Annotated in this window: 22 protein-coding genes and 1 tRNA gene; 3 read left to right on the top strand and 20 right to left on the bottom strand. The window is 49.3% G+C overall.

The annotated features are described in order from the left end of the window. Positions 1-145: 145 nt before the first annotated feature. From BMW46_RS14375 to BMW46_RS14290, 18 genes are all read right to left on the bottom strand, one after another. A complete protein-coding gene (locus tag BMW46_RS14375) occupies positions 146-736 on the bottom strand; it encodes a hypothetical protein (protein ID WP_074709345.1) in 591 nt (196 codons plus the stop codon). Between the two features lie 5 nt (positions 737-741). Then, positions 742-1,056, bottom strand: coding sequence for a DUF3467 domain-containing protein (locus BMW46_RS14370; RefSeq protein ID WP_074709344.1), 315 nt, complete (start codon positions 1,054-1,056; stop codon positions 742-744). A 687-nt stretch (positions 1,057-1,743) separates the two neighbouring features. Beyond that, positions 1,744-2,238, bottom strand: a complete 495-nt coding sequence (locus BMW46_RS14365; RefSeq protein ID WP_177171108.1) for a retropepsin-like aspartic protease — start codon at positions 2,236-2,238, stop codon at positions 1,744-1,746. A 138-nt stretch (positions 2,239-2,376) separates the two neighbouring features. Then, positions 2,377-3,429 carry a hypothetical protein gene (locus tag BMW46_RS14360; RefSeq protein WP_074709342.1) on the bottom strand — a complete coding sequence of 351 codons (1,053 nt, stop codon included), beginning with the start codon at positions 3,427-3,429 and terminating at the stop codon, positions 2,377-2,379. After that, on the bottom strand, positions 3,411-3,785 hold the full coding sequence (locus BMW46_RS15220; RefSeq protein WP_143121489.1) for a DUF6950 family protein: 375 nt from the start codon (positions 3,783-3,785) through the stop codon (positions 3,411-3,413). Before BMW46_RS15220 ends, BMW46_RS14360 begins: the two co-directional genes overlap by 19 nt. 95 nt (positions 3,786-3,880) lie before the next feature. After that, positions 3,881-4,288, bottom strand: a complete 408-nt coding sequence (locus BMW46_RS15215) for a hypothetical protein (RefSeq protein WP_143121488.1) — start codon at positions 4,286-4,288, stop codon at positions 3,881-3,883. A 134-nt stretch (positions 4,289-4,422) separates the two neighbouring features. Next, entirely contained in the window at positions 4,423-5,616 is a 1,194-nt protein-coding gene (locus BMW46_RS14340) for a phage portal protein (protein ID WP_074709338.1), read from the bottom strand. Further along, complete coding sequence (locus BMW46_RS14335; protein WP_081355834.1) at positions 5,598-6,194, bottom strand: HK97 family phage prohead protease; 597 nt, start codon at positions 6,192-6,194, stop codon at positions 5,598-5,600. Before BMW46_RS14335 ends, BMW46_RS14340 begins: the two co-directional genes overlap by 19 nt. A 13-nt stretch (positions 6,195-6,207) precedes the next feature. After that, positions 6,208-7,437 (bottom strand): phage major capsid protein, encoded by a 1,230-nt coding sequence (locus tag BMW46_RS14330; RefSeq protein ID WP_074709337.1) that lies wholly within the window; start codon positions 7,435-7,437, stop codon positions 6,208-6,210. Positions 7,438-7,835: 398 nt separating this feature from the next. Then, positions 7,836-8,318, bottom strand: a complete 483-nt coding sequence (locus BMW46_RS14325; RefSeq protein WP_143121487.1) for a hypothetical protein — start codon at positions 8,316-8,318, stop codon at positions 7,836-7,838. Next, positions 8,305-8,604, bottom strand: coding sequence for a helix-turn-helix domain-containing protein (locus BMW46_RS14320; RefSeq protein WP_218141814.1), 300 nt, complete (start codon positions 8,602-8,604; stop codon positions 8,305-8,307). The genes BMW46_RS14325 and BMW46_RS14320 overlap by 14 nt, the downstream gene beginning before the upstream one ends. Continuing rightward, a complete protein-coding gene (locus tag BMW46_RS14315; RefSeq protein WP_081355833.1) occupies positions 8,594-8,809 on the bottom strand; it encodes a helix-turn-helix transcriptional regulator in 216 nt (71 codons plus the stop codon). Before BMW46_RS14315 ends, BMW46_RS14320 begins: the two co-directional genes overlap by 11 nt. After that, entirely contained in the window at positions 8,802-9,011 is a 210-nt protein-coding gene (locus tag BMW46_RS15210; RefSeq protein ID WP_143121486.1) for a hypothetical protein, read from the bottom strand. Before BMW46_RS15210 ends, BMW46_RS14315 begins: the two co-directional genes overlap by 8 nt. Before the next feature lie 161 nt (positions 9,012-9,172). After that, a complete protein-coding gene (locus tag BMW46_RS14310) occupies positions 9,173-9,595 on the bottom strand; it encodes a hypothetical protein (protein ID WP_074709335.1) in 423 nt (140 codons plus the stop codon). Positions 9,596-9,658: 63 nt separating this feature from the next. Next, positions 9,659-10,375, bottom strand: a complete 717-nt coding sequence (locus BMW46_RS14305; RefSeq protein ID WP_074709334.1) for a hypothetical protein — start codon at positions 10,373-10,375, stop codon at positions 9,659-9,661. An 89-nt stretch (positions 10,376-10,464) separates the two neighbouring features. After that, positions 10,465-11,664 (bottom strand): tyrosine-type recombinase/integrase, encoded by a 1,200-nt coding sequence (locus BMW46_RS14300; protein WP_074709333.1) that lies wholly within the window; start codon positions 11,662-11,664, stop codon positions 10,465-10,467. A 162-nt stretch (positions 11,665-11,826) separates the two neighbouring features. Further along, a tRNA-Leu gene (locus tag BMW46_RS14295) sits at positions 11,827-11,915 on the bottom strand. Between the two features lie 169 nt (positions 11,916-12,084). Next, positions 12,085-12,414 (bottom strand): LPD38 domain-containing protein, encoded by a 330-nt coding sequence (locus tag BMW46_RS14290; RefSeq protein ID WP_074709332.1) that lies wholly within the window; start codon positions 12,412-12,414, stop codon positions 12,085-12,087. Positions 12,415-13,717: 1,303 nt separating this feature from the next. Between BMW46_RS14290 and BMW46_RS14280 the strand changes: the two genes are divergently transcribed. Together BMW46_RS14280 and BMW46_RS14275 are read left to right on the top strand one after the other, a co-directional pair. Beyond that, a complete protein-coding gene (locus BMW46_RS14280; protein ID WP_074709330.1) occupies positions 13,718-15,436 on the top strand; it encodes a di-heme-cytochrome C peroxidase in 1,719 nt (572 codons plus the stop codon). Between the two features lie 261 nt (positions 15,437-15,697). Then, positions 15,698-15,997: a hypothetical protein gene (locus BMW46_RS14275; RefSeq protein ID WP_074709329.1), complete on the top strand. Its 300-nt coding sequence runs from the start codon at positions 15,698-15,700 to the stop codon at positions 15,995-15,997. 254 nt (positions 15,998-16,251) lie between these two features. On the opposite strand, the gene BMW46_RS14270 is transcribed toward BMW46_RS14275, so the two are convergent. Beyond that, positions 16,252-17,271 carry an SDR family oxidoreductase gene (locus BMW46_RS14270; protein ID WP_074709328.1) on the bottom strand — a complete coding sequence of 340 codons (1,020 nt, stop codon included), beginning with the start codon at positions 17,269-17,271 and terminating at the stop codon, positions 16,252-16,254. 561 nt (positions 17,272-17,832) lie between these two features. Here BMW46_RS14270 and BMW46_RS14265 point away from each other — a divergent pair. Then, positions 17,833-18,036 (top strand): cold-shock protein, encoded by a 204-nt coding sequence (locus BMW46_RS14265; protein ID WP_074709327.1) that lies wholly within the window; start codon positions 17,833-17,835, stop codon positions 18,034-18,036. Between the two features lie 455 nt (positions 18,037-18,491). Here BMW46_RS14265 and BMW46_RS14260 read toward each other — a convergent pair whose 3' ends face one another. Next, on the bottom strand, positions 18,492-19,112 hold the full coding sequence (locus BMW46_RS14260; RefSeq protein WP_074709326.1) for a CHRD domain-containing protein: 621 nt from the start codon (positions 19,110-19,112) through the stop codon (positions 18,492-18,494). Positions 19,113-19,290 lie beyond the last annotated feature (178 nt).

Below are 19,290 nucleotides of genomic sequence, written 5' to 3'. Positions count from 1 at the left end.
TAATTAAGTATTTGTTTATTTTAACTTTTAATTAAGGATTATTAACGGGATACCGTCAAAAATACCGTTCAATATCTCTACCTCAATCACAAAAAAACCCGCCGAAGCGGGTTTTTTTAAGTATAAGACATTATGAATAAGCTTATTATTGGTTATTGGATGATCTCTCCAAGAGCTTATCCAACTTCGAGTTAGTATTCTCTTTTAGTTCTTTGATGTCCGATTTGATGTAATTAATATCAGTTTTAATAGCAGAGACATCCTTCGTTAATTCGTGAGCCTTCCCATCCAGAGAGGAAATATTATTCCAAAGAAAATTAGCAATAATTCCAAGTGCCGCAAAAGTTAGCGTGGCAATTGCATTGGCGAACCATACATGCGCTTTAATTCCTCTCATAGGATCAACTGTTGCGTTAACGTTTTTAACACTCGCATCAATAGAATCCAATCTTTTTCCAATATTCGAAATATCAGACTCTATCTTTTCAATCTTGGCTTCCATGCCAATATCTCCAGTATTGCTTAATATCTCAATAGGACCAGATGAGATTTTGCTGGAAATAACCAAATCTGATATTTCCAGCGTTATTATTATTTTTGAGGCCTCAGTATTCTCCGTAATTTTATTATCTTCTGATTGGGAAGAGCCGCTGACGAATAAAATATCTTTTTCGGTTGACTCATACTCAGCACTAAACCCTACAGCCTGGTTGGATAAAACCAAAGAGGCATACATACTTTTTAGACCGCTTCAGTTTCGCCAGATTCCTGACTTTTCTTTCTTTCGAGTTTATCCTCTTGGATTGCCCCAAAATTATCTTCATAATTTTTTATAGCATCGTCCAAAGCCTTCAACAACTGCTTTGCAGTGACCGGGCTTATGCTGTAACTCGCATGCCAATCTTTTATTTGCCCCACATGATTACCAGTCTTACTGTCAAAAATATGACGTGACTGGCCCAAGATTAAACCGAGCTCCCGAGACCCTGTCACCATAATAAAATTATTGGCACTGAAGTTTGGTGGAGATACAACATCGGAACTATCGTTATTCATTTTAACCCTCTTATTGGAATATTTTTATTTTTAAAGCTTACAAGCATTCCATGCCCAGCTAGTTAAGTTTTTTAATTTTGTATTGTTGAACAGGCAGATTAATAGACTTACTGCATCAAAGTACAGTATCAGGTATCACCAATCTTCTGCAACTCCTCCTCCAGCTCCCGAACCCTTTTCCTTAAACCCTCTTCTTCTGCAACAATGGAAGAGATTCAGCTCTGCCCTACCCTACGCTTCACTGCAAGGCTCAGGTTGAGTTTAATCCAATTTTTAATAGTAAGGGAGCCTACCCCTTAATTTAAATCGATTGTAGGGCTTCTGGTAGAGCCTTCCCCTCTCTGCAAAAAGAAAACCCGCAGAAGCGGGTTTAAAAGGGAGCGTAAAGAAGCAGGGATATGCCGCCCTGCAATTTCAATATAGCAGAAATAAAAAAAGAAAAAGCCCGGCATAAGCCGGGCGGGGGTACTGCAATCGCTTTTCTATTTTGGGAGAGATAAGCGAGTGAGTAGATTAACAATATAAGGAAAGGTTTACTATGAAATACCTAACATATGTAAATCGATTATAGAGCCTCAGGTAAAGAGAAACCCCGAGGGCTGGCCCACCGGGTTTGATCTCTTAGCCATTTTTCAGAAAAAATTGTATAGATTTATGAAAGCGAATGGGACGGCGCGCTCTGGAGCCTCAGGAGATAGAGATTTGCACTCCCCCTCCCCTAGCTGGACGCATTGAGGCTGCATCTACCTTCTGTTGAGGCCCATAACTGAATGACCATTCAGTATTAGAGTTAACATTTTTTATTGATAACTCGCCGGTTGAAATTATGTCCATGCCGATCAGCACGTCCCACCATACATTGCCTGGGTTCGTTGAAACGACAGTCAGTTCATAGAAGGTAATCTTGTCGGGAAGAGAGAGATTTATCACGTAAGCATGACTCTTTCCTATCCCATTAACACCTTGTGTAAAGCCTTTTCTTATAGGTTTTAACCCGCATGCCTGGACGACACGCTGGGTTATTACTGATTTGGTCGAACCTGTATCCCATAGGGCGTCAAACTCAATTCTTGGGTATTCCTGAGTTCCATTAATTGGATTGAACGCTTGAGAGACATGGCATGGGGTTGCCAAGGCTGTCAGTAAACCGTCTTTGCATTTAACAGTAAAGCTTCTATTCATTAACATAGTCCCGGAACTTGCTCATCACAGACATTGGCTGCTGTGATGATATTGGATTGAACGCTTGAGAGACATGGCATGGGGTTGCCAAGGCTGTCAGTAAACCGTCTTTGCATTTAACAGTAAAGCTTCTATTCATTAACATAGTCCCGGAACTTGCTCATCACAGACATTGGCTGCTGTGATGATATTGGATAGCGGAATATCCGCGGGGTTAACGCCACACATCTCTGAAGTGAGGTAGTCATAGGTGGCAAGCGCTGGATTCTGGCTCCATTTCGTCTCACCCGTGCGGGGGTCATACAGTTTCTTGCCGCGCATCAGGACTTTTATATCAGGGACGCCTCCCTGAAATTCGGGTTGCCTCAAATCCAGACGGATTACCGTGTAGGTAAAGCCCGTGAGCGTTGCTGTCGATTTCCACTTGTCCGGACATTCCGCCAGTAAAGTAGCATCAGCAGGATCCCCGGGGGCTCCCAGGTGTTTTTGAACGCGCACCTGCGAAGTATTTGTCTGGTACTGATAGCTCACACTGTAATGCGTGATCTGCATCGTCCCGCCAAAGGGGAATGGCGAGGTCGGCGCGGCTGTTACCGTAATCGTTTTGCCTGATACGGTATAAGGAACCTCTCCGGACGAGGGAAACCGGAATGCGCCGGAAATCCATGTACCATACGCTACCACCCGGACCGCGCTGCTCGGCATGTGCGCGAGCGTGAACGGAGCCGCACTGAATGTCTCTGTTACGCTCTCGGTCTTGGTTGAGTAATATTCCCCACTGGTAACAAAGCCGTCGGCATCGAGCGGGCCCAGTTCCTTACCATTGATATAAATTTTCTCGATCCCATCGCTCTCATGTGCGGCATGAACGCAGACCAAGTGCTTGAATTCCTCATTTGGACCGCTGGACAGAATTGCCACAATATCCGCCCCAACCATTGCGCGGCCGTAAACGTACCGGTGCGGAGCATCTGTAGCAATGCGGGTTATCGTGCGCTCTTGGAGCGAATTAAGAAAATCTTCCCTCGCCTGTGCCGCCCGGCGCTTTGCTTTCTTTGCTGCCGCTTTCTGTTGAACCGCGCCGAATACCGTGGTGCCGACGGTAAGGGCAATGGAGGCCACTGTGACTATTTCCGCCAAAGTGGCGCCAGCAATGATTCCTGGAATTGCAGCTATAAACGCTGGGGGCATTTCCAAGCCTCCTTAACAACGGATCGGTCTGTAAAAACCAGTCCTTCTTCGCCAACAGAAACAATGTGGCGGCCACTAAATAGATGCGCTGCGCCCTGGTAGATTGTCAGGTCGCCGTCTTGCGCCATATTTGGGTTAATCTGCTTCAAGTGTTTTTGGAATAAAGCCGAAAGACCGCCCAGGTCTTTTAGTTTTCGCATCCCTTCTCTAGCCGATCTCCAGGGCCGGTGCTCCGTCAGGTAATCCCGGCTGGTACACAGCCCAAGCCAGCTAATAGCAAACGTACAACAATCGTTTTTACCCCATTCAAAGGGCTTGTTTACGTGATGAGAGATATATTCGTGAAGTGCTGTCATTTATGCAACCTCGTCAAAAAAACGGTTTTTATGAACTGGCTGCGTAAAAATTTGACTACCTGCGCGCTCTAGAGCAAAAGGTTGCCGTGATTTTGTCAGTGGTCCCATGGTCTTGCCCCGTCTGGCTTGCTGCCTTTATCCCAGGCTGTTTTTGGTTGCCAGCGTGATTGCTGCGTCAGGCGAAGTTTGGTTGCGAATGACTGCATTAACCGGGCTTGGCGCTCTTGCATTGCGTACAGCCGGTTTTCGTCTTTTAGCTCCAGCTGAAGCTCTCCGGACTCAACACGCTTGGAGAGCGCTTCGTGAGAAGCAATGGCTTTCACGTATCCAACAAGCAAAGATTGCATGTCTCTTGTGAACCAGTTCGCAGGCTTGGAATTCGTGATCTCTCTCCAGAGCTGCGCCTGGCGAGTAGTGAGAAATCGGGGAGCGGAGAGCCGGGAATCTTTGCCGGTTGAAGGTGGGACAATAGAAAGGTTAGCTGAGGATTTTCTGCCGGCCATTTTTAGAAAAATTGATTACAGTTATGAAAGGAAGGGGGACGGCGCGCTCTAGGCCTGTACGTTCTGGTGATTTTTCTGCGTGACACCCACCCCCTTCAATTTCGCGGGTATGCACGCGGAGGGGACGCACCGCTCTAGAGTTGTTGCTGCTGGTGATTTCTGTCATTGATCCGTCTCACATCCTCATCGCTTAACTTGGGAAGGTTTTCAAACTTCCGGACCTCATCGACCGTGAGCCATCCATCTGTTATTCCCTTGCTGTAGAAGTCCGCTCTGTTGGAGCTATCCCCGCGCAACAATCCCTCCACGCTGTGCTCAGCAAAGTAGAGCCTCCTGCCAGCCGGTGTGAGCAATGATGAGCTGATAGCCTGCTCCCACATGGTCATGTGCCTGCGCAGGGTGTGGACTACGAATACCCGGTTCATCTCGACACTGTTCGAATAGTTGCCGTGTCTGAGGTCTCCTATGATGGTAGGTGGGACGCGGAACAGGCGGGCTATCTCTTCAACAGAGAATTGACGTGCTTCGATCCACTGCGCATCTTCCATGCTCATGGAGAGAGGTTTGTAATCCGCGTCGCCCTGGAGCACCGCAACCCTGCCAGTGTTACCTCCCCCCGCGTACTTCTTGTGCCAGGCTTCTCGAATCTCTTCGAGCTTTTGAGGACCCACACTGTTTTTAAAATTGAGTATTCCCGATAGCTTTGTGCCGTTCTCATAGGTTGAATTGCCGTGCTCGCGTTCAGATAGCGCAAGTTCGAACGTCTCACGGCTTGCGGTTATAGGCGATACCCCCACCAGACCATTATTGGAGCGGTGCTTAAGGTGTAATACCTCATGCCTAAGCAGGCGCCGCACTCGCCCCTTTGTGTCTGTCACATCGTAGGCAATACGACCATTATCAAGCTGCAGGGTAGTTACCGTGCCGGGAAGGAGTGGAACCAACGCGATAACCTGTCCCCCATTGTCGCGGATGATTTCAGCGTGAGCATTGCCTCGTAGCAGCGTCATGGCTTGCATCATTTCGCGGAACTCCAGGGCTGTCTGGAACTCGTTCGCTTGATCGTGCAATACGCGGTATAAAGGATGATTCGACGCTCGCTCCCTGCCGTCATCGTCAGTGCGCCGGTAAAGGATCAGTGGCAGGGATGCTATTGTTTCACTGATGGCAGCAACACAGGCGTATGCCGCTGATAGGCTTTCAGCCCGTGCTGTTGTTACACTCCCGCCTTGCAGCAAGGGATGGCTCCAGGATGGATCCTGTGCGTTATACGCGCGCCGCTCCAGGCCAATGAAATTGAGGGCACGGTCTAGTAGAGTCGGATGCATCGCCTTCCCATCCAATCATCGTCATCATCGTCCACCGTTTCCAGCCAGCGGATGTTTCCCTTTAACTGGCTGTCTCTCCACTCTTCCATGCTGCGCTTGGCAACAGTGGTATCGAGATAAGCAGGATTCGCGGTGATGGTTATTTCGTGCAAATCAATGGCAATCAGGTCCCGCGTTAACTGGCCTGATCTCATATCCCAATTAGCGCCTCCATCCGGTACATGGAAACCGAAGGAGCAACCCGATATATCCCCGCGATCAACCAACACGCCAAGATCACGGGCATAGCTGGTATCCGGCAGGGATAGCTCGAAGTACAGGCCTTTCTTGTCTTCCTGAAGGGTAAGGGTGCGCGCTCCCACTCGTCCTAACAGACGCTGCGGATCGTGTTCCAGAAGGGCTCTAATGTTGTCGGGTTTCGTCAGTGAGCGTTTGAAGGCGCCAGGCAGGATGCGCTCGACAAAGCCTCCCAGGTCCTGGCTTTGAGAATTGAATACTGCCGCGTAGCCCGCAAGCTTGCCGGGAGAGACTGCGCGTAGTTCCCCTCCCGAACGTATTTCGAAGGCTTGGGTAGTCACTGCGCGCCTCCGTTTAAGCCAGCGAAATGTCTTGCGCTATTACAAACGCCTCGGGGTGCCGAATTGCAATATCTACGGAACACATTGCTCTCAAGAGCACATTGCCTTTCGAGTAAGGAGTCTCGGCAAATGGATTCAAGAGTAGGTCGATCTCTGACCAGACCCCCAGCATCACTTGTGACCAATCGCCCAGGATCGCTATCCCGGTGTTCGGGGTGCCGGTTTTTTCCGGTGCCTGATTAGTGGAAAACAGAGGCAAGCCTGCCACACTGCCGCCTTCCAGAAGATAGCCAGGCAGTCCGGTCTCCTTTAGCGTCTTGGAAAACTTGGTCTTTACCTTCGGCGAGGTCAGCCAGTTAACTGCGGTAGCGTTGGAGATTTCCAGCTTTTCCAGCATCGCAAGGACATTGGCCCATGTCATTGTCGCCAGATTGCCCGTTTGGGTTCCGGTGGTGGCGAGCACGCCTTTCGGTTCATTGGTGCCACCGCCTTTTATCAGGGCGGTATCGATCGCCTGCGCCAACAGATACGACAGATCGTTCCGGATCAATTCTTCCACGGCAGGCGAACTCTGTTGCAATAATTGCCTTGAGATTTCGCCAATCCCGCCGCAGTGTTTCGGTGTCAGGGTAACGCTTTCAAACGTCATGCCGCTGGTAGTCAGCGCCGAATCCTCTGCGACCCAGCCGCTTGTCATTCCGGTTTTATATTTCGGCATACTGACGTTGCCAACCAGCCCGGGCAGCAAGCGTGCGCCCATCTTGCGCGCCAGAAGTGAATTGCGGAAAGGTTCGATATACAAATCTGGCCGGTGCTCGGTAGGAACGATTTGCCCTGCGGTGGTAGTCGTGTTGGCAGCGCGTGACTCCAGGGCTGAAAGCGGCACATAGACGCCCGATGCCTTGCGACCGTTGCGCCGTTCACACTCAGCAGAATATTCGGCGGCAGCGCCGCTTAATGCACGGCCTTCCATTTGTGCGCGCAGAACCTCTACGATTGAAACGTTCGATTCCAGATTGGCCAGGCCCTTATCAACCGGGGTGCCGCTCATGCGCCGCTCAGCTTCTGCCAGGAAGGTTGCGCGGGTTTCTTCTTCCTCTAAAGAGGTAATCTTTGCTTTCAGGCTGTCGAATATCTTTGCTTCATCAGCAGAAAGATTCCGTTTTTCGGCTTGCACTTTTTCGACCATGCCGCGCATTTCTGCGACAGCCAGGGCACGTTGCTCCTTGATGTGGTGGATCATAAATGCTCCTAAGTAATTGACCTAGAAGTATTTATACCACAAGGACTATGCTACTGATATAACCCGCTAAAGATAAAACTTCTATTTACATGGACTTACAAATGAAAATCCGAACGAGTATTTACTAGCAAATTGGGAGGCAACAACTGGGAGGAACCTCCGGCAATATTTGCCGTTGGCAGAATTTGCAAGGGACGTAACGTTTCAGTAACGTTACGTAACGCGTGACGTCACCGTGACTGTTCATAATTTTATGAACCAGGTAAAAGCCTAACCGCCTCATTTTTTTCTATACAGATGGCAACTCTTAGAAGGTGTACGGTAGGCGTACAAATAAATGGCATAAAAAGGCCCATTTAAGTACGGTAGGCGTACCTAAACGGGCTAATTTGCTATTCCTATTGTACGGCAGGCGTACTTACAGAGGGGGTATATGGTACGGCAGGCGTACTGGACGACTTAATTTTTAAAGGAGAATGTTTCCGCCACAGATTAAGCGGGGAGCGCGTCGCCGACACATCTAACTTGCCGTCGCATTCATCTATTGCGAAGAACGTGACGGCATATAACGAACACTCTCGCAGGCCGCCTTGTCTGGTGATGATAATAAAGCCCTTCTCAAGAAGTTCTCTACGCGCATTGTTGAACGTTTCTTTGCTCCTCCAGCCCCTAGGCTTCATGACGTGCTCAAAACTCATCCCTAGATCGCCATTGTTTCTTAAGTTGTACTGCTGGAGTAGGTCAAATAGTAATTTTGTCGCGTAAGAGCTCAAGGATGCAAACTCAGCGCTACGCAGCACATCAAAGGTCAGGGGAATGAACGGACCGGATCCTCTTTTTTGCTGCGCATCCTTGAGTGCGAGCCTCTTAGACTTGCTCACGCCTCATCCCGACGTAGGAGTACCGTTTTACCCGCGTTTCTTTTTTAAAGCGGGTTGGCACATGCTCCCATTGGTCGTAAAACGAATATCCTTTGCGCCGAAGGGTTGCGATGGTCGAGTGTAAGCAATGATCTCCAAGACGCTCAGCTTCAAACCTGTTTAAAGTACGCCCGGAGCTTAGCTCTTTCAAAATGCGCGATTCCTTGGTATTCTCTTGCTTGAAGCATTTGGAAGGCGCGTTCTCTTGGTCGGGGGCAGCGCCTTTTATTTTGTTGTCATTGGTCATTTTTATTTCCTTCTTGAGTTTTTGAATCAAGCCAAGCGCGCACGGCCTTAACTTCCCATGCCGTAATTCGCGCCGACAACTTCACCGGCCGAGGGAATTCGCCCGATTTGACCTTACGCCAAAGAGTCGCATGAGAAAAAGGCACAATGGCAGGGATTAAGTCAGATTCACGGATATAACCGCCGATCGGCAGATTGTTATTCATTGGTTGCATTTTCCTTTTTGTTTTGTTGTTGAATTGAGCTCATCCGATCTTCCCACTCCTCAGCCGCACGTCGTGTTATAACTACTCGCCGCCCTAAACGTAATTCCCTGGGAGTCAATCCCTGTTGTTTAAGGGTGTAGTAGTGAACACGGCTAAAGTGATAGGCATCGCAGAATTGCGGGATTGTGTAGCTTGCTTCCACCTTCTTTTCTCCTTCTATATAAAAAGCATTGTTCGAAAATTTGCCTATGTGACCTCGCTGTATTGTTTAAGCCTGTGCGATACACAGCGATATGATTTCATAATATAAGTTGCTGATAAACAAGAATTCTTTCTAAATTTTGAAAGAAAATTTAGAAAAGGTTACTTGGGCTTGTATTTGTAATAAGCAAGCCGTGCCGTCTCGTAGGAAACGCCGTGCTTCTCAGCGACCTCTCTTATCACACCCTCGACCTTCCCCCCATTGCGTATCAACTCCCTGGTTATTTCCTGATAGATATTCATCCTTCGCTCTTCGGCTTTCGTAAACACGCGGTCGGCAGGACTCCACGGCAAAGGGAATGAGTTATTCAATGATGTTTTTTCAATCAGGCTTCCAATAAACGCCGTTGCAATCTCATTCATGATCCAATCAGGAACATCAGCAGGATTTCCGGCCTTCCAGAAATCTGCGCAGAACTGCTCCATCAGCCGCATGTTGAATTCCTCCCACTCTTTTTCGTTAGCAGTGTTGTTTGCTCGATAGCGAGCGAAAAAGCTTTCATTTGATTCGGTTTCATTGCTCATTTTCTTTCCTTTAAAAATTGCCCGACGAGCAGATACCCGCCGGGCTAGGGGTGGGTTAACTTGCTATAAGGCAGCTTTTCCTACAGCAAGAGTTGCCTTCATGAATGCTGAGAATTCAGGGTGTGCTTTCTCAGCTTTTTCCTCGATGTCATCAAGGAAATATTTTTGCCTTATCGGATCGAAGCAAACCCTTCCATTTGCAGCAAGGGAAACAAGGTCTGCTATCAAATCTTGCGCCTCTTCAACAACCTCAGGAGCGTAATGGAAACCGTTTTCAGCCCTTCTGAACAGGTTGTGAACGATTTCCGAGAAGTCCTTAACTTTCCAGGACCTGTCCTTTAGAAAATCGCCAGGGTTTTTCGGAGCCTTTTCTAATGCCCGCTTCTTCTCGGCGTGCATCCTTTCTACTTTGTCCCTCAAATTCTGCCGCTTCCGCTCTTCGATTTCCCGCGCTTCTTCCCGGTCTATTTCTTCTTGCGGTTTCCTTACCTCAACCCGGAATGTGCTTTTGCTCGCCTTGAATATGTGAATGATTCCGTTATTCTTCTGGAATCTTGTTGCTAGCACCCCACAAGGTAAAAGCTTCATTTCGCCTTCAACCAATCCGATGCGTGTACATGTTTTTGTGTTGCCGTGTAGCCCGGGCAGCCATTCTGACTTTACAATCCCCGCCTCAACTAGATCGGTTTCAGTACCTCGATAGTAATTGCAGCGGCACCCAGCGTAAGTCAGCAAGCGGATTGCAGCGTCACTGGATAGTGTAGAATTGGCGTTAGCCATGATGCGTACCTCCTTTTCAGGTTGCGTTGTGGTTAGGGATGTAATAGTGCTCGCAACACTTTACATCCCGCTTTATTGCCTGAAGTCCGTCAGGTCACGGTGTTAATTCCTTCAGTTTTAAGCCTGTCCAAATAATCAGCCCAGGCTTGCATCATCTCCCTTCGTTTCGGTAAGTGCTCTGCGTAGTTGTATGCTGCGCTTACTTTGTTTCGTTCGGCGTGGGCGAGCTGTCTCTCGATTGCCTCATGCGGCCATCCCTGCTCGTGCAAAATCGTTGAAGCCATGCTCCTGAACCCATGCCCAGTCATTTCGTCTTTCTCGTATCCCAAGCGCCGCAGAGCGGCGTTCACGGTGTTTTCGCTCATCGGCCTGGACCAGCTTCTGACGCCCGGGAAAACATACCTGCCCTGTCCTGTAAGCGGACGCAGCTCCTCCAGTATGGATAGAGCCTGTCTGGGCAAAGGCACAAGATGTACTGCCTTCATTTTCATTTTGCCCGCCGCTATACGCCACTCAGCCGTATCGAAATTAATCTCTGACCATTCAGCATGACGAAGCTCCCCAGGGCGCACAAAAAGCAACGGAGCAAGCTTTAGGGCCTGCTGCGTAATGAAGGATCCGCTATACCCATCCAGGGCTAGCAAAAGGTGTTTTATCTTCTTCGGGTCGGTAATGCTTGGATGATGCTTTTCTTTTACGGGGATTAAAGCGCCTTTCAGAACCAGGCTTAGGTCTGCCTGTGCTCGGCCAGTGGCTATTGCATACCGGAATATTTGGCCGCAGGTTTGCATTGCTCGATGTGCTGTTTCGATATTGCCCCGCTTCTCGATCTTCTGAACGGTAGCAAGAAGGCTTCCTGCGGTTACCTCAGCTATTGGAGTCTTGCCGATTGATGGGAAAATATCGCGCACAAGCAAGCTCAAAATTCTGGCTGAATTCTTCGGCGACCACTTAACCGATTGCTTTTCGTGCCACTCCCGCGCCACAGCCTCAAACGTATTAAGCGAAAGCTGCTTGGCTCGTTGCTTCTCCGCTTGCTTTATTGCGCCCGGATCATCACCGTTCGCAATAAGCTTGCGAGCATTACTGCGTCGATTCCTTGCATCAGCCAGAGAAACATCAGGATAAACACCTAGCGCCAGCGTCTTGCGCTTTCCAAGATAGCGGTAGTCAAAGCGCCAGTACTTACCCGCGCTATTGACCAGCATGTAGAGCCCCTCACCATCCGTTAACTTGTATGGTTTGTCAGTAGGCTTGGCATTGCGCACAGCCACATCGGTAAGGGGCATGACGGTATCTAAAACTGACGGTATTTAATATACCGACAAAGATACCGCTAAGATTGACGGTATGTCAAGCGATACTTTGATACGTCAAGACACTAATATTTCTACAAGTATCAGTTTTTATTTATCTTTTAGTATCAACTGATACCGTCTGAAATACTGAATTGGTGCCCGGAGCCGGAATCGAACCGGCACGGGCGGTTAAGCCCGAGGGATTTTAAGTCCCTTGTGTCTACCAATTTCACCATCCGGGCAATTGATTTTATTGAATAAAGTGCGTCAGTCTATGCCACGTTGTACTAATTTTTTACTACATGGACGGTACAAAAGGCGGTACAGCAAAATCAATGCGAAAAGCATTTTAACATACCGTCTCGCTTATTGATTTGCTTATAGTTGCATCCATTCACCGCAGCCGCATCATCATCTCACAGCTGACCTCTCCTTCGATTCAACACGAATCGCAAGCGCACTATTGGCAGGCAGATAACTGCCTTGCTCGAACTCTTCACAGTTGTTCTTTTTGTCGCTTTCCTCGCTTTCGCAGCCGTAATCAGCCGATACTCCGGGTTCTCGGCCTTGAATCCATCGATCGGTAGATCTGCTCGTCTGATTCAGCTTGCTTGCCTCGCGCCCTACTCCACCTGTCGCCTGACCCCAGAGATAATCAATCTGATCAGCAGTGGGATTCAAGATTCCAGGCACGTATTTGTTTCCGCTCGTGATGATATTGATCGCTTCAGCTATCCACATTGCAGGAAACGAACCTTCTCTCTCCATATGTTAAGTATTTAACGGTAGAGCTTTCGTTGTATTGTTAAGCTATCCACTCGCTTCTCCCTCCCAAAACAGGGAAGCGATGGCAGTAAACTCCTCCCGGCCCGACGTTCGTCGGGCCTTTTTGTTGCTTCTCTTCCATTTAATCAATAAGCAATATTAAATCTACTTTTATTAACTGATTGATGCTCTGTCACAGAGCTAAGATAGCCATGCATAGTTACCCCCAATCTAGCGTCCCAGGCCTCGAAGTCACACCCCGTTTTCACCGTTTATGGAGCCTGGGGTTTTTACTTCCCAATCCTGAAATGAAGTGCGAATGCCAGTGGAAAATAATCAACTGATTAATGACGTCTTGAAGTTATGGAATGACGAGCTAGAAGAATCGCAACGGGCTTTGATTGATTTGATAGGAAGCCTAGACCAAGCTACTCGACAAGAAGTCCTCCAAGTTCTTGAGAGCTCAGTAGGAAGAGCGAAGCCGCATCAAGATTATCGCCCCAAATTGCCTAACTAAGTTATTTCGGGTTACGTTAGTTATTTAACGGTAATGTTTTATTCACACGGTTACACTTTTTATTCGTTTCCCCCTCCCTCCATTCAGGGAAACGAATTTGAAGCGCTCTCCCTAGCCCGGCATAAGCCGGGCTTTTTTGTTGCTCCACCTTTGCTTCAATAGGCGTTACAACCGAGAAATGCACAATCAGGTAGGTTATAAATACGTCAAGAAGCCCTACAATCGATTATATTCCTGTGCTATTCGTGAAAATAGGAATAAACCAATAAAGCTTCCTCTCAAAGCTTGAATAGCGAGGATAAAACTCTTCTTTTTCGTTTATCACCTCCCGTTTCACGCAACCATACTTCCTATCACCCTTCCCCAGCACTGATTCGGATCAGCAGGCCGAGAGCTGCAGCTGTATTGCCAGCCATCAGCGATGAGTTCTTCCACTCCCTTTCCGCAAGGAGGTGGTAACAAGGTCGCGTACCTTCGTGGCGAAGGGCGAGTCGAAATCAGCAATTAAAAAGTGCAACGCAACGTACCACCAAACGCCAGCTGATTTGATATCTGACATCAGTCAGTTCAAGCAGCCAGGATGTTTCTAATGTTCGTCAATTTTACCCAGGTTCGTGTTGCGAAGGATTGATGGCCGTTGATCCAGTAACGGCCGTTTCGGCACATTTTATCGCTCAACCAGCAAGACCATTATGCAATACGGGTAGCAAGGGTACGACAGCCTCAAAACATATCGTTCATTAATCTAAAGGGAGATAAAAATTGAAAATCAAGTTCCTATCCTGGATTGGAAGCCTCCTGTCCACACTAGCCTTGCTCGTGCCCTCGATTTCTTCGGCAGCCGAACAAGTAATTATTGATCAGGGGGCAGAGTGGACAGCTTCAGCCCGAAAGGATTTCTATAGTCGCGATCAGGGGTCTCGTATCATGCCGCTGCGCTGGATATCCGCCTTGAAGCAACCAGACGGCCAGCCGTTCATGGCGGAAAGCCTGAGCCGGTATGGCTATCTCCCCAATAAGGCCAGCAAACCCGCCGGATTACCCGTGGGATTCACCGTTGCAAGTGGAAGCGAAGGACAGGAAATTGGCATGAACTGCTCCGCTTGTCATACGCGTCAAATTGAGGTCAACGGTACCGCATACTTGATTGACGGCGGCCCTGGAATCGTCGATTTCCAGAGTTTTCTGGCTGATCTCGATGCCGCGGTGAAAGCCGTTTTGACGGACAAGCAAGCGTTCACGGATTTTGCCCGCGCCGTCCTTGGCCCGTCAGCAACCTCGAAGGACAAGGAAAAGCTGCAGAAAGCGGTGAAAGCGTGGTATTTACCCTACCATACGTTAATCGAGCGCGCACTTCCGGCAAAACCTTGGGGCCCGGCGCGGCTTGATGCGGTATCGATGATCTTCAACCGACTGGCCGGCCTCGATATCGGTTCTCCACCGACGTATATGATTCCCGAAAACATCCAACCAGCCGTCGCACCGGTACGCTACCCATTCCTCTGGAATGCCTCGATCCAGGATAAGACACAATGGCCCGGTTTCGCCAGCAATGGCAATGATATTCTCGCCCTCTCCCGAAATCTCGGTGAAGTTTACGGCGTATTTGGAGTTTTCCACCCTAAAAAGGATAAATGGCGTCTACTGGGGGTTGATTACCTGGCCAACAATTCGGCTGAATTTCAGGGTCTGGAGGCATTGGAAGATCTGGTAAAAAAAATCAGCCCTCCCAAATGGCCATGGAAGATAGATCAGGCATTGGCTGATAAAGGCAAGGAAATCTTCGCCCGCAAGACTGAGCAAGGTGGTTGCGCGGATTGCCATGGCATTAAACCAGGGCAAACACGGTTTCAGGATCGCAAAACCTGGGCTACGCCCCTCATGGATGTCGGTACGGATTCCAAAGAATATGAAATACTTGCACGGACTGTTAAGACAGGTGTACTTGAAGGTGCGAAGATTCCATTTCTCGCCAGCCCGCTCAAACCCGTGGATACGGCCTTCAATGTCCTGGGAACATCTGTTCTCGGCTCTATCCTCCAGCACTATGTTCCCGTGCTCATGAAAACTGAAGAGGAAGTTGGAGCGAAGAGCGCCCAACCTCCCTTCCCGCCAGAGACAGAATCTCTTCGAGAGGCTTTCATTGCGCGCCCGGTCGAGGCCAAGCCATCCTATCCATATGAATCACGCGTCCTCGAGGGTATCTGGGCTGCTGCTCCCTATCTTCATAACGGATCGGTTCCGACATTGGCAGAGTTGCTGAAGCCCGCAGCTGAAAGAATCAGCTCGTTCAAGATTGGCCCGGCTTACGATATCGTCAATATAGGACTGGCCGCCGAGCAGAATAAATTCGACTACACGTTGGAAACTACGGATTGCAGTGATCGAAATTCCGGAAACAGTCGTTGCGGTCACGAATTTGGGACAAAGCTTTCGGCTGAAGAGAAAAAAGCGCTGCTGGAATATCTCAAAACACTTTAGCCCATCATATCGTTCATTTCCAAACCCATATCATCTTCTTCTCTTATATTCCGGGGTTCATCGCACTTCCCTCACCGTGTGATGAACCCTTCTCTTCTGGCAGCAATCAATTCCTCGAATCCCTAAATCCCCCAAGCGAAAGTGATAGTGTTTTTATTCAGAGAACATGTACTTAAGTACAATTTATTTCCACCTGACCAAGGCCTAGAATGCAATCATGCAATCGTAAATTATCTCGCGTTCACATCCTTGGAGGAAAAAATGAAACTTGCGATGGCGCTCCTGACAGGAGGCTTTTTCGCACTCTCATCAGGAGTTCAAGCACAGCATTCTGGCATCGAACATAAGTACAACGGTTTTCAGGATTTGCAGCGCGCCGGACATGCAAGGTACGAACAGATGCTGCTGGAACAACAGCAATTGCGAGCGCTGCAGGAGCAGAACGCGCACTGGCGAAGAGATTACCTTCGTTCGCAGCGGTTACGAGCGGGCAACTCTTGGGGAGGGCATAAGTTCCGACTCCGGGCATGGACAGCTGCCACCCTTGCCAAGGACTCATAATCTCCCTGATCATCGGTTCAATTCCATCATAAACACCACCAGATTGAGGAGTTACAGGTATCTACCTGTAACTCTCTTTTATTTTCCGATAAAGGCTCGGCGCGCAATAATGAGGCAAGTGTAAGCAAAACCATTAAAAGGGCAACAGATATCTGGGATATGGGGTCGGGTAGTGGGGAGAGTTCTACACCTGAAAATTTACAGCCCATCATCACCTGGTGTCGACATAAGAAACCTTGAGGTTTTAGACATCATTAGGGCTGCCCTTCCCCGCCCGAAGCACCGTACACCTGTCCGGTTGCGTAGCTTGATTCCTGCGACGCGAGAAAGACATAAAGGGGAGCGAGTTCCACCGGTTGGCCGGGACGCCCAAGCGGAGTCTCCTTGCCCAACCTGCTGAGATCCGCCCATCCAGCCGTCTGCAACGGCGTCCAGAACGGTCCCGGCGCCACCGCATTCACCCGGATACCCTTGTTGGCGACCTGCTTCGCCAGCGATTTCGTGAAAGCAATATTGCATGCCTTTGTCTGCGCGTAGTCGAGAAACGCATCGGATGGAGTGTAAGCCTCAACAGAACTTGTGTTGATGATCGCCGCTCCGGGCTCAAGATGCGGCAGGGCGGCCCGGGTAATCCAGAACATGGCATAGACGTTGCATTTGAAGGTCGAATCGAACTGTTCCGTCGTAAGATCAACGATAGAGGGCTGGGCGACAGCCATGGCCGCATTGTTGACAAGGATATCCAGTCCGTCCAGCTCCCGGACGGCGTTGGCGACAAGCCTGGAGCAAAAATTCTCGTCCCTGATATCGCCAGGAATCGCGACCGCCTTCCGCCCTTCCGCCCGGATGATTTCCACGACCTCACGAGCGTCGGACTCCTCAACAGGGAGATAATTGATCGCGACATCGGCCCCCTCACGCGCAAACGCGATGGCGGCGGCGCGCCCAATGCCCGAATCTCCACCGGTCACAAGCGCCTTTCTACCCCCTAGCCGACCCGAACCCTTGTAGGTTGTTTCGCCGTGATCGGGCCGCGGTATCATCTTGCTTACAAGGCCGGGAGGCTCCTGTTTTTGCGGAGGGAAAGGGGGAATAGGATATTGCGTTCTCGGATCCTGTTTACGGGATTGGCTGGGCCCTTGTAGGGAGCCCGGAGGGCTTGCTTGCTGCCCTTGCTGTGCGAAGGCCGGGTAGACAAATGCTGCGGCAAGGCCGGTTGTCATGCCGCCCACAAACTGGCGCCGTGTGGCGCTGGCGTTGTCTTCTGGTTTCATATCTGTTCTCCTGAGAAAATTGCTGGGACAGTTTCCGATCAGTTTTCGCCAGTTCCGGGAGCAACCCGGAAACAGTTTCGTTGCGAACCGATATCGAACAAAACCACGAAAACAAGCAATAATTCATCCGATGCGGATAAATGGGATTTCTCTTTTCATATATTCCATCGTGCATTAGGTACATTCAGGTATTTGATTCCCTTCATGATGATTTGCCGTGCAGGATATCTGATACTCGATGCACTACAGTCTCGCTCAAGCCCTGATGAGCACTTGGCCGAGCTTCGGCGAATACCGCTAATGGAAGTTTTCCCTAATTGGCGTGGATAGGTCTGTTGATAACTGCTGGAGCTTGAGTCCCAGCTTAGGTTTCCTGCACTGATCAAAATTATGGCATCGAGAAAGATTTGCTCTCTCGCTAATGATCCAAAAAATGTACGATCTAACGGAGCGCATGGATTTTTCGGTACGGTAGCGAACATATTTCTCATTCAGGGATTGTCAAAATGCGGTCAGACCTGAAGATGAGGTCTCTTTTTAACTGATATATAGGAAGTAAAAATGGCAACTGGCACAGTAAAATGGTTCAATGAGGCAAAAGGATTTGGTTTTATTACCCCTGTTGACGGCAGTGAAGATTTATTTGCCCACTTCTCCGCAATCAACATGTCCGGCTTCAAAACGCTCCAAGAGGGACAAAAAGTAACGTTTGAGGTTACGCAAGGCCCAAAGGGCAAGCAAGCATCAAACATTCAAGCGGCGTAAGATTGCACGCTGGGCGAAATATTCGTACCAGCGTGCAGCCCTATTATAGAGTTACCCGCTCCATATGCTATTTCTATTTGACTGATTGGCGGTCAGCCAGATCAGCGAGAGCGCATGAAATAACTCAAGGCTCGGAGCAGATTGTCGCAATAGGTAAAAGAGAACGAAAACTGATTGTTTTTGTGCAATTGCTTTTGAACAGTGAGTAGAAAAATCCTGTTCTCTTGACTCTTTGCTCGAAGAGCAGCCGAATGAGTTAGGGGTTACGCACAATCCCCAACCGGCGAATTTAATAAACGAGAAAAAACGGCAGCTGTGCCCTTCGATTCCGGCTCCGAGCGCTATCCAAGCAATCCTTGAGGATCAGCAGGTTCCCTTCCCTTGGAAACAAAGAAAGTCCGTTTACAGCCAGCTGTCAAAATCATTCCATGCAGAAATTACTCGACAGCAGATGTTCAGCTTATCCTGACACCGCTATCTTCGCGGGAAAAAAGACGCCGCCGCCGCGACATCATGCTCACCATCGCTAAACCGGCCAGCAGCATTGCGTAGGTTTCCGGTTCGGGCACTGGCACTAGCGTGCCACGGATCTCCCCCGCTGGGAACATCTCTGAATGGATGTTGGCGTAGGCGGTTCCGTTATTCAATCCGGCTACGAACGCGTCAAATGCACTTGCGGCCGTCCCACCATTAGCCGAAATGAATGCCGGGTTATAGCTTGAGGCTTCCAGCATATTGAAGGTTTGATCATAAGTGCCGGCAGTCACCCCAACTGGAAACCCTGGGAAAGAGGGTACGGTGGTGGCGGGGGCGGCGGTGCCATCTGGACCAGCACAGCAATGGATGTGGGAAATTGTCGTATTTGCCGAAAGACCACTGAAAGTCTCGTGAACATGCATCGTTCCCTGAGCCGGATCAATCGTAACGGTCGCCATACCTGTCCCGGTAGAATTATTGGGATCCGGCCGTTCGTTCGATCCGAGGAGCTCGGCGGTAAAAATTGCCTGCTGCGCGACTGCTGGCCCCGACACAATTGCGGCAAGCAGACATCCTGCGATTAAGGCGCTCGGTTTCATGATATTTATCCTCCTTATTATGGAATTCCAGGTATTGCAACCCGGGCAGATTAGCCGGAAAAACGAGAATCAGCGGGCCGGATTAGCAATCCGGGAACGCTATCTAAATATAGTACATATCAAGGAGAGTCTCTCAATAGGAATAGGCCGGTTGGTTGTGCGAGTACCCGATGAACGC

Origin of the sequence: Nitrosospira multiformis (assembly GCF_900111585.1) — a bacterium.
Lineage (GTDB): Bacteria > Pseudomonadota > Gammaproteobacteria > Burkholderiales > Nitrosomonadaceae > Nitrosospira > Nitrosospira multiformis_B.
This window is presented reverse-complemented; position numbering and strand designations above follow the sequence as displayed.

Bases quoted from the DNA above. Each gene is read 5' to 3' on its own strand.
- BMW46_RS14375 (WP_074709345.1), bottom strand. From the start codon at position 736: ATGTATGCCTCTTTGGTTTTATCCAACCAGGCTGTAGGGTTTAGTGCT.
- BMW46_RS14370 (WP_074709344.1), bottom strand. From the start codon at position 1,056: ATGAATAACGATAGTTCCGATGTTGTATCTCCACCAAACTTCAGTGCC.
- BMW46_RS14365 (WP_177171108.1), bottom strand. From the start codon at position 2,238: ATGAATAGAAGCTTTACTGTTAAATGCAAAGACGGTTTACTGACAGCC.
- BMW46_RS14360 (WP_074709342.1), bottom strand. From the start codon at position 3,429: ATGCCCCCAGCGTTTATAGCTGCAATTCCAGGAATCATTGCTGGCGCC.
- BMW46_RS15220 (WP_143121489.1), bottom strand. From the start codon at position 3,785: ATGACAGCACTTCACGAATATATCTCTCATCACGTAAACAAGCCCTTT.
- BMW46_RS15215 (WP_143121488.1), bottom strand. From the start codon at position 4,288: ATGGCCGGCAGAAAATCCTCAGCTAACCTTTCTATTGTCCCACCTTCA.
- BMW46_RS14340 (WP_074709338.1), bottom strand. From the start codon at position 5,616: ATGCATCCGACTCTACTAGACCGTGCCCTCAATTTCATTGGCCTGGAG.
- BMW46_RS14330 (WP_074709337.1), bottom strand. From the start codon at position 7,437: ATGATCCACCACATCAAGGAGCAACGTGCCCTGGCTGTCGCAGAAATG.
- BMW46_RS14320 (WP_218141814.1), bottom strand. From the start codon at position 8,604: ATGACCAATGACAACAAAATAAAAGGCGCTGCCCCCGACCAAGAGAAC.
- BMW46_RS14315 (WP_081355833.1), bottom strand. From the start codon at position 8,809: ATGAATAACAATCTGCCGATCGGCGGTTATATCCGTGAATCTGACTTA.
- BMW46_RS14310 (WP_074709335.1), bottom strand. From the start codon at position 9,595: ATGAGCAATGAAACCGAATCAAATGAAAGCTTTTTCGCTCGCTATCGA.
- BMW46_RS14305 (WP_074709334.1), bottom strand. From the start codon at position 10,375: ATGGCTAACGCCAATTCTACACTATCCAGTGACGCTGCAATCCGCTTG.
- BMW46_RS14300 (WP_074709333.1), bottom strand. From the start codon at position 11,664: ATGCCCCTTACCGATGTGGCTGTGCGCAATGCCAAGCCTACTGACAAA.
- BMW46_RS14290 (WP_074709332.1), bottom strand. From the start codon at position 12,414: ATGTGGATAGCTGAAGCGATCAATATCATCACGAGCGGAAACAAATAC.
- BMW46_RS14275 (WP_074709329.1), top strand. From the start codon at position 15,698: ATGAAACTTGCGATGGCGCTCCTGACAGGAGGCTTTTTCGCACTCTCA.
- BMW46_RS14270 (WP_074709328.1), bottom strand. From the start codon at position 17,271: ATGAAACCAGAAGACAACGCCAGCGCCACACGGCGCCAGTTTGTGGGC.
- BMW46_RS14265 (WP_074709327.1), top strand. From the start codon at position 17,833: ATGGCAACTGGCACAGTAAAATGGTTCAATGAGGCAAAAGGATTTGGT.
- BMW46_RS14260 (WP_074709326.1), bottom strand. From the start codon at position 19,112: ATGAAACCGAGCGCCTTAATCGCAGGATGTCTGCTTGCCGCAATTGTG.